This is a genomic window from Rhizobium sp. CRRU65 (assembly GCF_048551595.1).
In the GTDB taxonomy this organism is placed as follows: domain Bacteria; phylum Pseudomonadota; class Alphaproteobacteria; order Rhizobiales; family Rhizobiaceae; genus Rhizobium; species Rhizobium leguminosarum_J.
In genome coordinates this window covers 78,917-91,190 of the sequence record NZ_JBLYZH010000018.1, presented here as the reverse complement: position 1 = coordinate 91,190, position 12,274 = coordinate 78,917, and the positions used below count along the sequence as shown (strand labels likewise).

The 12,274-nt window shown below is 62.1% G+C and carries 12 protein-coding genes; 5 read left to right on the top strand and 7 right to left on the bottom strand.

Annotated elements, in window-relative coordinates:
- Window positions 1-66: 66 nt before the first annotated feature.
- Together ACM5SV_RS29600 and ACM5SV_RS29595 are read right to left on the bottom strand one after the other, a co-directional pair.
- The gene (locus tag ACM5SV_RS29600) at window positions 67-1,284 is read right to left on the bottom strand and encodes a J domain-containing protein (protein WP_222015594.1); all 1,218 of its coding nucleotides are present in this window, start codon (window positions 1,282-1,284) and stop codon (window positions 67-69) included.
- A gap of 265 nt (window positions 1,285-1,549) precedes the next feature.
- Window positions 1,550-2,008, bottom strand: a complete 459-nt coding sequence (locus tag ACM5SV_RS29595; protein WP_012756310.1) for an RT0821/Lpp0805 family surface protein — start codon at window positions 2,006-2,008, stop codon at window positions 1,550-1,552.
- Between the two features lie 65 nt (window positions 2,009-2,073).
- On the opposite strand from ACM5SV_RS29595, the gene pdxH reads away from it, so the two are divergent.
- Window positions 2,074-2,694, top strand: a complete 621-nt coding sequence (gene pdxH / locus ACM5SV_RS29590; protein WP_012756311.1) for a pyridoxamine 5'-phosphate oxidase — start codon at window positions 2,074-2,076, stop codon at window positions 2,692-2,694.
- A 5-nt stretch (window positions 2,695-2,699) separates the two neighbouring features.
- On the opposite strand, the gene ACM5SV_RS29585 is transcribed toward pdxH, so the two are convergent.
- Window positions 2,700-3,737, bottom strand: coding sequence for a polysaccharide deacetylase family protein (locus tag ACM5SV_RS29585; RefSeq protein ID WP_017993160.1), 1,038 nt, complete (start codon window positions 3,735-3,737; stop codon window positions 2,700-2,702).
- Window positions 3,738-3,987: 250 nt separating this feature from the next.
- Between ACM5SV_RS29585 and ACM5SV_RS29580 the strand changes: the two genes are divergently transcribed.
- Both ACM5SV_RS29580 and ACM5SV_RS29575 read left to right on the top strand, forming a co-directional pair.
- A complete protein-coding gene (locus tag ACM5SV_RS29580; protein ID WP_012756313.1) occupies window positions 3,988-5,271 on the top strand; it encodes a D-alanyl-D-alanine carboxypeptidase family protein in 1,284 nt (427 codons plus the stop codon).
- A gap of 83 nt (window positions 5,272-5,354) precedes the next feature.
- On the top strand, window positions 5,355-5,672 hold the full coding sequence (locus ACM5SV_RS29575; RefSeq protein WP_012756314.1) for a MazG nucleotide pyrophosphohydrolase domain-containing protein: 318 nt from the start codon (window positions 5,355-5,357) through the stop codon (window positions 5,670-5,672).
- Between the two features lie 19 nt (window positions 5,673-5,691).
- On the opposite strand, the gene maiA is transcribed toward ACM5SV_RS29575, so the two are convergent.
- The 4 genes from maiA to ACM5SV_RS29555 all read right to left on the bottom strand — a co-directional run bounded on the left by maiA (window position 5,692) and on the right by ACM5SV_RS29555 (window position 9,352).
- Window positions 5,692-6,336: a maleylacetoacetate isomerase gene (gene maiA, locus ACM5SV_RS29570; protein WP_222015592.1), complete on the bottom strand. Its 645-nt coding sequence runs from the start codon at window positions 6,334-6,336 to the stop codon at window positions 5,692-5,694.
- A 21-nt stretch (window positions 6,337-6,357) separates the two neighbouring features.
- The gene (locus ACM5SV_RS29565; RefSeq protein ID WP_017993163.1) at window positions 6,358-6,849 is read right to left on the bottom strand and encodes a GNAT family N-acetyltransferase; all 492 of its coding nucleotides are present in this window, start codon (window positions 6,847-6,849) and stop codon (window positions 6,358-6,360) included.
- Window positions 6,850-6,866: 17 nt separating this feature from the next.
- The gene (gene tldD / locus ACM5SV_RS29560; protein ID WP_222015590.1) at window positions 6,867-8,282 is read right to left on the bottom strand and encodes a metalloprotease TldD; all 1,416 of its coding nucleotides are present in this window, start codon (window positions 8,280-8,282) and stop codon (window positions 6,867-6,869) included.
- 404 nt (window positions 8,283-8,686) lie between these two features.
- Entirely contained in the window at window positions 8,687-9,352 is a 666-nt protein-coding gene (locus tag ACM5SV_RS29555; RefSeq protein ID WP_222015588.1) for an invasion associated locus B family protein, read from the bottom strand.
- A gap of 316 nt (window positions 9,353-9,668) precedes the next feature.
- On the opposite strand from ACM5SV_RS29555, the gene coxB reads away from it, so the two are divergent.
- Together coxB and ctaD are read left to right on the top strand one after the other, a co-directional pair.
- A complete protein-coding gene (gene coxB, locus ACM5SV_RS29550) occupies window positions 9,669-10,553 on the top strand; it encodes a cytochrome c oxidase subunit II (protein WP_012756319.1) in 885 nt (294 codons plus the stop codon).
- Between the two features lie 17 nt (window positions 10,554-10,570).
- Window positions 10,571-12,274 carry a cytochrome c oxidase subunit I gene (gene ctaD / locus ACM5SV_RS29545; protein ID WP_012756320.1) on the top strand — a complete coding sequence of 568 codons (1,704 nt, stop codon included), beginning with the start codon at window positions 10,571-10,573 and terminating at the stop codon, window positions 12,272-12,274.

The following is a 12,274-nucleotide window of genomic DNA, read 5'->3' as shown; positions in this document are numbered from 1 at the left end:
TTCAAGCTTGGCCGGGATCATCAACTGTTAGGGATCGTAATAAAGGGTGCGAATGTCATAAAAATTTCATAGGAACAGGCCTTCGCGCATGCTCCGCATGAGATCGGTGACTTTGTCGTCGGGTTTTTCCCACAAGATAATGCGCAATTCGACGACCAGATCGCCTCTGCCGCCCTCTTCGCGGGGCAATCCCTGGCTGGGAATTCTAATCGTCTTGTCCGAGCCCGACCATGCGGGGATCGTCACGTTCAGCGGCCCGCTCGGTCCTTCGATGCGCGCCTCGGTGCCGAGCACGGCATTTTCGATGCTGAGCGGCAGCACGGCGTGCAGATCGAAACCGTCGACGGTGAAGCGCGGATCGGACGCAATGCGAATGTTGATGACGGCGTCGCCGCGCTGCATGCCCGGCAGTTTGAAGCCCTGTCCCTTAAGCCGCACCTCGTGGCCGTCGGTCGTGCCTGCCGGCAATGCAAAGCCGATTTCGCGGCCCTCCGGCAGCGACGCGGTGATCCAGCCGCTCTTCAACACGTCGTCGATCGTGACCGTCGCCGTCGTCACCTCATCCGGTGCCTTGTCCAGGCCGGTATCCTTGGCGCCGGTGAAACGGCGCACCAGGTTTGTCAGGATGCTGAGCGGCAGCGACAGGTTGGCGGCGGCATTTGGCCCAACTTCGCCCGATTCCTCATCGCCCTTGACCTCGGCCTCGGCGGCATCGCCATCCATGCGCCTGCCGGGATCGGCCTGGGCGTTTTGGGTCTGTTGATTTTGCGCCTGCTGATATTGCGCCTGCTGGGCGCGAGCCTGCGCCTGGCCGCCGGCCGCAGCCCGGGCCTGGGCACCGAAAATGCGATCCACCATCTCGTCGGCGGCCTCAACGGAACCTGCCTGTTGTCTGTTGCCGTCGGCGGCAGCCTTCTGGGCGGCGCGCGCCAGCTCTTCCATCACGCGCTCGGCATTGGCCTGTGCCGCCTTGGCGCGCACGGCCGCCTCGCGGGCGGCCTGGCGCTGCTGCATGATCGTCTGTTCGTGTTTCTTGGCTTCGGCCATCCGCAGGGCATTGTCGAACAGGCTGCGTTTGCGCGGGTCTTTCAGCGTTTCATAGGCGCGGCCGATCTCGGCGAACCGGGCCGTCGCCGTCGGATCGTCCTGATTGTGGTCGGGATGGGCTGATTTGGCCATGTTGCGCCAAGCCGCCTTGATCTCGTCTACTGCCGCGTCGCGCTTGACGCCCAGAATTTTATAAGGATCGCGCATGTTAAAACCGCCGGTGTTGCGATGCGGCAAGCCTCGTCCTTGCCCGGCATCCCCGTCCAATAAAACGTGTGTAGCGCCACCCGCCACAAAGGCAGGAACAGCCACTCTCAACGCCGATCCTGCGGCGGAGTTGCTAATCACTTGTTATTTCTGGGCAGAGATGTGGGGTGTTTCGCGGTAAATGGTTAGCTCTTTGCTAAGCATTCGGCCGAAAGCGGTCGCACGTTAACCTGTTGGTGACGGCGCTGCGCGTCTTTTCGAACGCGCAAAGGGACGCTGTAATAGTTTGGGAGGATCAGCTCTCGGGCTGGAAGCTCAGAAGCTGCCAGTTGCCGCCGCCGACGAGGCAGGTCTTGCCGTAAAATTTGGCGATGCCGACATAGGAATGGCGGGTGGTGCGGAACTGGCGGCAGACCTGGCCGGACTCATTGTTCTCGACGATCGTATCGATGACGCCGGCACTGCCCGTCGATGCATTCGCCCAGGGAAGCGGCTGGCCCTCGAGCCTTTGCACGTCGGCCGAGGTCACGGCGTTGCGCACGGTCATTTCGTCGGAAAGCGTGTCGGTGCTCGGCGGGGTCTGCGGCACGGTGCCGGTTGCCACCGACCGGTCGACCTTGGCGTCACTCAAGAAATCCATACCGCCGCCGACGCAGCCGGAAAGCGACAACATCGCGGTGCCGATGACAAACAACGCGCGGCTGCGTCGCCGCAGGCCCTTTGTATGGCGAGATGACTTTGTTATGACTTCCACCCTGCATCCTGTCCAGTTATCAAAAGCTGGGCGAGTTTTGAATAATCCGGGGCATTTGAACCAATATGTCGGCAAACGAGTTAACAAGCGGTGACTTTACCGAAAGTGGCGAACCCTTCAAGCTCTTTGCCGAATGGCTGAAAGAAGCCGAGGCTTCCGAGCCCAATGACCCCAATGCGGTGGCGCTGGCAACGGTCGATGAGGATGGTCTTCCCAATGTCCGCATGGTTCTCCTGAAGGGATTCGACGATGACGGTTTCGTCTTTTACACCAATTTCGAGAGCCAGAAAGGCCGCGAAATTCTTGGCCAGAAAAAGGCTGCCATGTGCTTTCACTGGAAAAGCTTGCGTCGCCAGGTGAGGCTGCGTGGCCCCGTCGAGATCGTTACCGATGCCGAAGCGGACGACTATTTCAAGACGCGGGCGCGCGGCAGCCGCATCGGCGCCTGGGCTTCTAAGCAATCCCGTCCGCTGGAAAGCCGTTTCGCGCTGGAAAAGGCGGTGGCCGAATATACCGCGCGTTATGCCATCGGCGAGATTCCGCGCCCCGCCCACTGGTCGGGCTTCCGCATCCGGCCGACCTCGATCGAATTCTGGAAGGACCAGAAATTCCGTCTGCATGACCGTGTCGAATTCCGCCGGCCATCACCGGAAGGTGAATGGGACAAGGTCCGGATGTATCCGTAACGGGCTTATCGGCCCATCAGCTTCAGCGGTATGCCGGAGGCGAGAGCCGAGACGTAACGTCGCTTCTGGTAGAATCCGTTGAGCGAAATGCGCGGGAGATAGCCGGTCAGCTTCGCTGCCGGCAACCCGGGCTGCGTGGTGACCGCAAGGGTAAAGCCGAGATTGCGAGCGATGCGCGCCTCGCGGGCGGTCGCAGCCGCAGGCGTGCCGTAAGGATAGGCGATCGTCTCGGGACGAATACCGGTCACCGCCTCGAGGTAATCCGCCGAAGCTTGCATTTCGATTCGCGCTTCGGCTTCCGGCAGCCGGGCGAGCGCCCGATGGCTGATCGTATGGGCGCCGAGCGTTGCGAGCGGATGTGCCGCCAGCCATTGCAATTGGCCAGGGCCCATCACCAGCTCGCGGACGATATCCGTCGGCTCGATGCCGTTTTCGCGCGCTAGCAGATCGATGGCGGCAACGGCGCGCGCCTCGTCGGAGCGGTGGACGTAGGCGGCAAAGCGATCGAAGGCGTGCCATTGCTGTTGCGGACTATCGAGCACAAGGCGCTCCATGCCGCGGCCGAAATCGAAACGGATTTCGGCCGCCCGGCGCAGGAGGATCGCCAGCGTTTCCCACCAGATGCTGTGAGAGCCTTCGGCAAAACCCTTGGCGACGAATACCGTGAACGGCGCCTGATGCCGCTCGAACACCGGCAGCGCATGTTCCAGATTGTTGTTGTACCCGTCGTCAAGCGTGAAGGCCGCGAAAGGCTTTGCGCCTTCCGGCTCCGCCAGCAGCGCCGGCACCTCGGCGAGCGGCACGAAGCGATAGCCCTCTCGCCTCAGCCGCCGCAGCGCCACGTCGAGAAACCGCGGGGTGATTTCAAGATGCGCATTCGGCTCGAAGGCTTCGGCCACGTGCGGGCGGACATGATGCAGCGTGAAGACCACGCCGCGCCCGCGTGCTTCGCGCATCAGCCCGGCCGAGGCCAGCAGCCAGGAAAACTCGAGCCCGGCGCCGATCGCCAGTCGCTTGCCCAATCGCTTGAATTGTCCCGTCATGCGGCGCCCCGTCCCCTGCCTTTTCCGGAAACTAGCAAGTGCGACTTAAGCCTTGCTGAATCCCGGTTCAGCACAGGTCTTTGATTTCCTGTTAACCAAAACGATGAAAAGACTAGAAAAATGATAGGCGTTGCCTCAAAGTCGCGCCAAACTTACGGCTTCTGTCACATTACGGGACAAAACGCCGATCCTATCGCGGGCCAATGCATGAAGGGCCTGCGCATCAGGGCCAGCATATGAGGGGAAGTGCATGAGAAAGCTTTGGGCCGCTGTTTTGACCGTAACGCTTGCCGTTTCGGCGCCTCTTGCGGCTCTTGCCGGCAACGCTTCGCTAATCCTCGATGCCCGGACCGGCAAGGTTCTCGCCGCTGAAAACGCCGATACGCTGAACCATCCGGCCTCGCTGACGAAGATGATGACGCTCTATCTCACCTTCGAGGCGTTGAAACGCGGCAAGATCGCCTGGGATACCCCGATCAAGATGTCGAAATACGCCGCCTCCCGGCCGCCGACCAAGCTTGGCGTCAAGGCGGGCGGCACGATCACCGTGCGCGAGGCGGTCTATGGCATGATCGTCAAATCGGCCAATGATGCCGCCTCCGCCATGGGTGAGAAGCTCGCCGGCTCGGAAAGCGGCTTTGCCCGGGTGATGACGGCCAAAGCCCGCCAGCTCGGCATGAGCCGCACCGTCTTCGTCAACGCATCCGGCCTGCCGGACGGCCGTCAGGTGACGACGGCGCGGGATATGTCGACGCTCGCCATCGCGCTGATGAAGAACTATCCGAACGAATACCGGCTGTTTTCGACGGCCAGTTTCAATTTCCGCGGCCGGACGGTGCGCGGTCACAACAATCTCATGTACCGCTACCAGGGCATGGACGGCATCAAGACCGGTTATACCAATGCGTCCGGCTTCAACCTCGTCAGTGCCGTCAGAGACGGCAACCGCCGCGTGGTCGGCGTCGTGCTCGGCGGCCGCACTGCCCGCAGCCGCGACGCCAAGATGGCTGGTTTGCTCGACCGTTATCTCGGCCGCGCCTCGTCTTCCGGCGGCGCAAGGCTGGTGGCGAGCGTCGGGGCGAAAGAAACGGTCGAAGTCGCCTCCGCCGCTGACGCTTCCGATGTTCCGGTGCCGTTCAACGCACCGCGGCAAGTCGACGATCTCGCTGCGAAAAGCCTGGCCTATGCCGATGACGCCGTCGTGCCGTTGGAACGTCCGGTCGCGATGGACGAGATCCTGAACGCCGGCAAGACGCCGAAGACATCAGCAGAGAAGACCAATGGCGACTGGCAGATCCAGATCTCGGCCGCTCCCAGCGCCGATGCGGCGCGTGCGCTTCTCGCCCAGGCAAAGTCCGAAGCCGGCGCGCCGCTCGTGTCAGCTTCGCCCTATACCGAGGCGGTCGGGCAGGGGGCCAACAAGATCTATCGCGCCCGCTTCGTCGGCTTCGCCAGCAAGGATGCCGCCGTCTCGGCCTGCGATGCGCTCAAGCAGCGCTCCTATGACTGCATGCTGCTGCCGGATCGCGGCTGATCGCCGCCCGGAACTTTGGGCAATCCCGTTCTGGACAATTGTTGGGAATCAGCGTCTCCTCCATAAACAAAAGGAGAACGTCTATGCTGCGCCGTCTCGCCGATCAGTTCGAAACCTCGTCCGCGGCCTATGCCGCAGCCAACGGCATCGAGCGTGACCCCGACTGGTTTTTGTTGAAGCTGCAGGAGGAGGTGGGCGAACTCACCCAGGCCTGGAACCGCCTGACCGGCCGCGGGCGCCGCAGGGACCGGACGCCGGAGGAACTCGACCGCGATCTCGCCGACGAAACCGCCGACCTGCTCGGCCACATCCTGCTCTTTGCCCGCCGCAACGATATCGACCTTGCCGCCGCCATCGAGCGGAAATGGCGGTTCCAGCCGGCGCTGACGTCGAAGGGCTGATGCAATACCGCCCAATGGTTTAGGCAGGGCTACCCGTCTTCGGAAAATCCGGCTGCGCTTCCGGCCTTGCTGATCGGAAGGCGTCGAGCGTCACACACCGCTGCTCGACCGCAAGCAGCAGCGGGTAGGCTAAGAGATCATGGCCGAGACGGCGGGCATTGCTCATCTGCGGGACGAGATGCAGATCGGCCCAGCCGGGACGCTCGCCGAAACAGAAGGGCGACGGGCTTCGACGCTGCGCAAGCGTCTCTTCGAGCGCTGCAAAGCCGAGCCCCAGCCAATGCTGCAGCCAGCGTTTCACCTCCGCCTCGCCGCCGCCGAGTTCGTCGCGCAGGAACTGCCGGACACGCTGGACGGTCAAAGCGTGCATCTCCGACGCGATATGGGCGGCAAAACCTCTCGCCTCTGCGCGCAACGCGGGATCCTCGGGCAGGAGGCTCGGATCGGGATAGGTCTCTTCGATATAAGCGAGAATGGCTGACGATTGCGGCACGATATGGCCGCCGATATCGAGCGCTGGCAGTAGCCCTTGCGGATTGAGCCGGCGATACTCGCCGGGCTCTAGCGAGCTCACAGGCACATAGCGATAGGTAATGCCCTTGAGGTTGAGGGCGATCCGCACCCGTTCCCCCGCCGAATTCTGCCATCGCGAAATCAGCCGCATCATGATCTTCCCGAGGTGGAGTCAGCCGACCTTATGGCGGTAGAATTTGCTGTCCACCGCCATCAGCGGGAAGGCGCGGGGCAGGGCGCTCTTGGCAATCTCGGCAAAGCCGTTCTTTTCGTAGAAGCGATGCGCGGCGACGAACTTGTCGGTTGTGCCGAGGAAGATATCGGTCAGGCCGGCCTCCCTGGCATGGGTAAACAGGCGATCGAGGAGCCGCGCCGCCACGCCATGCTCGTGGCCGCGAACCTCAGCAGCGACGAACATCTTGCGCAGTGCCGCCTGGTTGTTGCCGATATCCTTGAGCCCGACCGTGCCGACGATGGCGCCACCCTTGACGGCGACCCAGAACTGCCCCTTGCCGGACTGATAGAAATCCGGGATGACCCTGAGATCCGGCTGCGCATCCGCGGTGATGTCGATACCGAATTCCTCGCGCTGGATCGGCAGGATCACCGAAAGCACGGCATCGGCGTCATCGGCCGTGAAGGTCCTGATTTCGATGTCCGCCATCACAGAATCCTTTTGCCTCAGGTCTGGGTGCCGCCGACCGTCACCTGATCCATGCGCAGATGCGGCTGGCCAACGCCGACGGGAACCCATTGGCCGGCCTTGCCGCAATTGCCGATGCCGGTATCGAGCTTCATGTCGTTGCCGATCATCGACACCCGCTTCATCGCATCCGGGCCGTTTCCAATCAGCATCGCGCCCTTGATCGGCGCGCCGACCTTGCCGTTTTCGATCAGATAGGCCTCGGTGCAGCCGAAGACGAACTTGCCGGAGGTGATATCCACCTGGCCGCCGCCGAACGAGACGGCATAGATGCCCTTCTTCACCGAGGCGATGATTTCCTCCGGCGTCTTGTCGCCGCCGAGCATATAGGTGTTGGTCATGCGCGGCATCGGCACATGGGAATAGCCCTGGCGGCGGCCGTTGCCGGTGGGCGCCATGCCCATCAGCCGGGCATTCTGCCGGTCCTGCATATAGCCGACGAGTTTGCCGTTTTCGATCAGCACGTTGTAGGCGGACGGCGTGCCCTCGTCATCGATGGTGATCGAGCCGCGGCGATTGTCGATCGTGCCGTCATCGACGACGGTGACGCCGGGAGCGGCGACCATCTGGCCGAGAAGGCCTGAAAAGGCCGAGGTTTTCTTGCGGTTGAAATCGCCTTCCAGCCCGTGGCCGACAGCCTCGTGCAGCATCACGCCCGGCCAGCCGGAGCCGAGAACGACGTCCATCGTGCCCGCCGGCGCATCGATCGCCTCGAGATTGACGAGCGCCTGGCGCAGCGCCTCGTCGGCGCCGTATTGCCAGCTGCCCTCGGCGATGAAATCACCGAAGCCGATGCGTCCGCCGTGGCCGTAGGAGCCGCTCTCCTGCCGATCGCCGTCGCCGACCATGACCGAGATGTTGATGCGCGTCATCGGCCTGATGTCGCGGACACGATGTCCGTCGGCGCGCAGGATGTCGACGACCTGCCAGCTTGCGGCGACCGAGGCCGTCACTTGGCGCACCTTGTCATCCTTGCCCCTGAGATAGGCGTCGATGTCCTGCAGGACCTTGACCTTCTCCTCGAAGCTCGGCTGGCCGATCGGGTTCTCGTCGCTGTAGAATTTCTTGTTGGTGCCCTGCGGTGCTGCCGCATAGGAGCCGGAATAGCCGCGCGTTACCGCGCCGACGGCATCCGCCGCCCGCTTCAGTGCCGCCACCGAGAGATCGCCGGCATGGGCATAACCTACCGCTTCGCCGGCAACAGCGCGCAGGCCGAAACCCTGTTCGGTGTTGAAGCTGCCGCCCTTCAGCCGGCCATTGTCGAAGGTCAGCGCTTCCGCCTGCGCATGCTCGATGAACAGTTCGCCGTCATCGGCACCGGACAGGGCCTCGGCCACGTGCTTGTGCATCGTCGCTTCATCGGCATCGAAAAGCGTCAGGAGATCGGTGGTCATGGTATGGCTCCAAGCATGCGTTCAGGAGTGCACTTACTCCCTAGATAGGGCTCCACATAATAAGGAGTGAAGCCCCGCCGTCGAATTATTCTTTTTTTAAAGGGATGTGAGCATTCCCATCGCTTTGCGCTGTGTGGCGACGCGGCTTTTTTACATAGTCCGCTTGGGAGCCGATTTGTTCGAGATGGCGAGCAAACAATTTCCCCTCACCCTAACCTTACCGGGGTCGAGCCACCCGTCTCGACCCGTCCTCCGGACCCCCGTAAAAACGGGGCGAAGGGACGTGCCCTGCGAGAGATGGGCGGGGAACGGAGAGGTCGCGATATGCCCCCTTCGCCCCGTTTACGGGGAGAAGGTGCCGGCAGGCGAATGAGGGGCGGACCCACGGAAGCTGCCAATTGACCTCACGGCAGAGCGTCAAAACCTTCGGCGAAGCCCTTGAGGTCGACGGGGATGCCGATGCCTTCTTCCGGGGTCTGGAAGACGATGAAGGTTGCCTGCGCGCCGCTGCGGAAGGTCTTCAGCAACTCATCCTCGAGCACGACCTCGGCGTAGCAGCCGTCGGCAAAGCAGCGGACGAAATAGGCGCGGCCGATATCCTTGCCGTCGACATTGAGCCCGAGGCCGTTCGGGAGCAGCACGCCAAGTGGTGCCAGCACGCGGAGAATCTTCGACTTGCGGTCGGCTGTTTTCAGCACGACGACGGAAAGCCCGACCTCCGGCCGATCCTCGGCGATGACGTTTTGCATCAGCGCGCATTGTTCGGTCGAAGCGCCTGCCGGTTTGTCGCAGACGACAGACCATGCGCCGTGATTGGACTTTACCGTGCCGGGCGCCGGCGGCTGCGTCTGGCCGGGCGTCACCTGTTCGACATTCGGCTTGGCGGCACTCGGCTGCTGCGGCGCCGGAGCAAGGGTCGGCGCCGGCGTGGAAGCGGGCGGCCTGGTCTGCGACGGGGCGGGTTGCTGTGCGAAAACGGGCGTTGTCGCTGCGGCCGCGATGCTGGCAGTCACGAGAAGCGACTGCGCGAGGGAACGGAAACCCATGGAAACCTCTGGATATCGAATCATTGCGGCTATTGTTGAAGCTGCCCACCAAAAATGAAAAGCCCCACCCCGTCAAAACCGGGGGACTGCGGCGGAAATTGGACCTTTGCGAAATAATGTGTCGCGCGCGGATTGGCCGGAAAGCCGATTTTTCATATGCTGATGAAAAACTTGGGATGTTTTGCCGTTCTGACCTGCCTATGCTTTGAGCAAAAATGCCGCATAGACAATTGCTCTGACCTGTTGCGGCAAATGCCAAACTGTGGTTTGAAGCGCTGAAGATGGCAAGGATTCTGCGTTCTATTTTGCAGGTCAAGCGCTCGAGGGAGATAATAAGGTGATGAAGAAGGCTTATGCAGCCCTGACCACGCTGGTCTGTCTGCTTTTTGCTTCCGGCACATATGCCGACCAGCCCATGCCGTGGCAGGCGACGCTGCAGCCGGCGGCAACGCCGATCATGCGGGAAATCCACTGGTTCGAACAATATACCCTGTGGTTTATCGTTCCGATCACGCTGTTCGTTCTGGCCCTGCTCATCGTCGTCTGTTTCAAGTTCCGCGCCAGCGCGAACCCGGTTCCCTCGAAGACGAGCCACAATACGCTGATCGAGATTGCCTGGACCGTGGGGCCGGTCCTGGTGCTTCTTCTTCTCGCCATTCCTTCATTCAACCTGCTGACGGCGCAGCTGACGCTGCCCGAAAACCCCGACGTGACGATCAAGGCGACCGCCACCCAGTGGCAGTGGAACTACGAATATGAAGGTTCGGGCGAAAACCCGCTGGCTTTCGATTCCTACCTGCTGAAGGATCAGGACCGCGCCGCCGCCGGCAAGGAAGACAAGTCGGTCTATCCGCGTCTTCTCGCCGTCGATAACGAACTGGTCCTGCCGGTCAACAAGACGGTCCGCGTTCTCGTGACTTCCGCGCCGACCGACGTCATCCATGCCTTCGCCATGCCTTCCTTCGGCGTCAAGATCGATGCCGTGCCGGGCCGCCTGAACGAGACCTGGTTCAGGGCCGAACGCGAAGGCCTGTTCTACGGCCAGTGTTCCGAGCTCTGCGGCAAGGACCATGCGTTCATGCCGATCGCCATCCGCGTCGTCTCCGAGGACAAGTACAAGCAGTGGCTGACCGCAGCCGCCAGCGACCTGCCCGGCGCCTACAAGACACTCATGGCCGCAACCGATGGTCCCGCAAAGACCGTCAACGTCGCCGAAGCACAGTAATTAAGGGGATCGGGACAATGGCTGGACCTTCCGCTCACGACGATCATTCTCATGATCACGCCGCCCATCATGACCACGCGCATGACGATCACCATGATCACGGGCACAAGCCGAGCTTTGCCAATCGCTGGCTGTTCTCGACCAACCACAAGGACATCGGCACGCTCTACCTGATCTTCGCGATCATTGCGGGCATCATCGGCGGCGCGCTGTCGGTTGCCATGCGCATGGAGCTGCAGGAGCCTGGCATCCAGATCTTCCACGGCCTGGCCTCGATGGTCTACGGCTATGAGGGTGACGCTGCGATCGACGGCGCCAAGCAGATGTTCAACATGTTCACGACCGCGCACGCGCTGATCATGATCTTCTTCATGGTCATGCCGGCGATGATCGGCGGTTTCGCCAACTGGATGGTGCCGATCATGATCGGCGCGCCCGACATGGCTTTCCCACGCCTCAACAACATCTCCTTCTGGCTGATCGTTCCCGCCTTCGCGCTGCTGCTGCTGTCGATGTTCGTCGAAGGCCCGGCAGGCGCTTATGGTACGGGCGGTGGTTGGACGATGTATCCGCCGCTGGCGACAACCGGCACGCCGGGACCGGCGGTCGACCTTGCGATCTTCGCGCTGCACATTGCCGGCGCCTCGTCGATCCTCGGTGCGATCAACTTCATCACCACGATCCTCAACATGCGCGCTCCCGGCATGACGCTGCACAAGATGCCGCTGTTTGCCTGGTCCGTGCTGATCACCGCCTTCCTGCTCTTGCTGTCGCTGCCGGTTCTGGCAGGCGGCATCACCATGCTGCTCACCGACCGTAACTTCGGCACATCCTTCTTCTCGCCGGAAGGCGGCGGCGACCCGATTCTTTACCAGCATCTGTTCTGGTTCTTCGGTCACCCCGAGGTCTACATCCTCATCCTGCCGGGCTTCGGCATGGTCAGCCACATCATCTCGACCTTCTCGAAGAAGCCGATCTTCGGCTATCTCGGCATGGCCTACGCCATGGTCGCGATCGGCGCGGTCGGCTTCGTCGTCTGGGCTCACCACATGTACACGGTCGGCCTGTCGCTCGACGCACAGCGCTACTTCGTTTTCGCGACGATGGTCATCGCCGTTCCGACGGGTGTGAAGATCTTCTCCTGGATCGCGACGATGTGGGGCGGCTCGATCTCGTTCCGCACGCCGATGCTCTGGGCGATCGGCTTCATCTTCCTGTTCACGGTCGGCGGCGTCACCGGCGTCCAGCTCGCCAATGCCGGTCTCGACCGCTCGCTGCATGACACCTATTACGTCGTGGCCCACTTCCACTACGTTCTGTCGCTCGGCGCCGTCTTTGCGATCTTCGCCGGCTGGTACTACTGGTTCCCGAAGATGACCGGCTACATGTACAACGAGCTGGTCGGCAAGCTGCATTTCTGGATCATGTTCATTGGCGTCAACCTGGTGTTTTTCCCGCAGCACTTCCTCGGTCTCGCCGGCATGCCGCGCCGCTACATCGATTATCCGGATGCCTTTGCCGGCTGGAACTACGTTTCCTCGATCGGCTCCTACATCTCGGCCTTCGGTGTGCTGATCTTCCTCTACGGCGTCTTCGAAGCCTTCGCCAAGAAGCGTGTGGCCGGCGACAATCCGTGGGGTGAGGGTGCAACGACGCTCGAATGGCAGCTGCCTTCGCCGCCGCCCTATCACCAGTGGGAACAGCTTCCGCGCATCAAGTAA

What these genes read in the sequence shown, in the direction of transcription:
- pdxH (WP_012756311.1), top strand. Translation starts at nt 2,074, where the DNA reads ATGTCGGCAAACGAGTTAACAAGCGGTGACTTTACCGAAAGTGGCGAA.
- ACM5SV_RS29575 (WP_012756314.1), top strand. Translation starts at nt 5,355, where the DNA reads ATGCTGCGCCGTCTCGCCGATCAGTTCGAAACCTCGTCCGCGGCCTAT.
- ACM5SV_RS29585 (WP_017993160.1), bottom strand. Translation starts at nt 3,737, where the DNA reads ATGACGGGACAATTCAAGCGATTGGGCAAGCGACTGGCGATCGGCGCC.
- ctaD (WP_012756320.1), top strand. Translation starts at nt 10,571, where the DNA reads ATGGCTGGACCTTCCGCTCACGACGATCATTCTCATGATCACGCCGCC.
- maiA (WP_222015592.1), bottom strand. Translation starts at nt 6,336, where the DNA reads ATGCGGCTGATTTCGCGATGGCAGAATTCGGCGGGGGAACGGGTGCGG.
- ACM5SV_RS29565 (WP_017993163.1), bottom strand. Translation starts at nt 6,849, where the DNA reads ATGGCGGACATCGAAATCAGGACCTTCACGGCCGATGACGCCGATGCC.
- coxB (WP_012756319.1), top strand. Translation starts at nt 9,669, where the DNA reads ATGAAGAAGGCTTATGCAGCCCTGACCACGCTGGTCTGTCTGCTTTTT.
- tldD (WP_222015590.1), bottom strand. Translation starts at nt 8,282, where the DNA reads ATGACCACCGATCTCCTGACGCTTTTCGATGCCGATGAAGCGACGATG.
- ACM5SV_RS29555 (WP_222015588.1), bottom strand. Translation starts at nt 9,352, where the DNA reads ATGATTCGATATCCAGAGGTTTCCATGGGTTTCCGTTCCCTCGCGCAG.
- ACM5SV_RS29580 (WP_012756313.1), top strand. Translation starts at nt 3,988, where the DNA reads ATGAGAAAGCTTTGGGCCGCTGTTTTGACCGTAACGCTTGCCGTTTCG.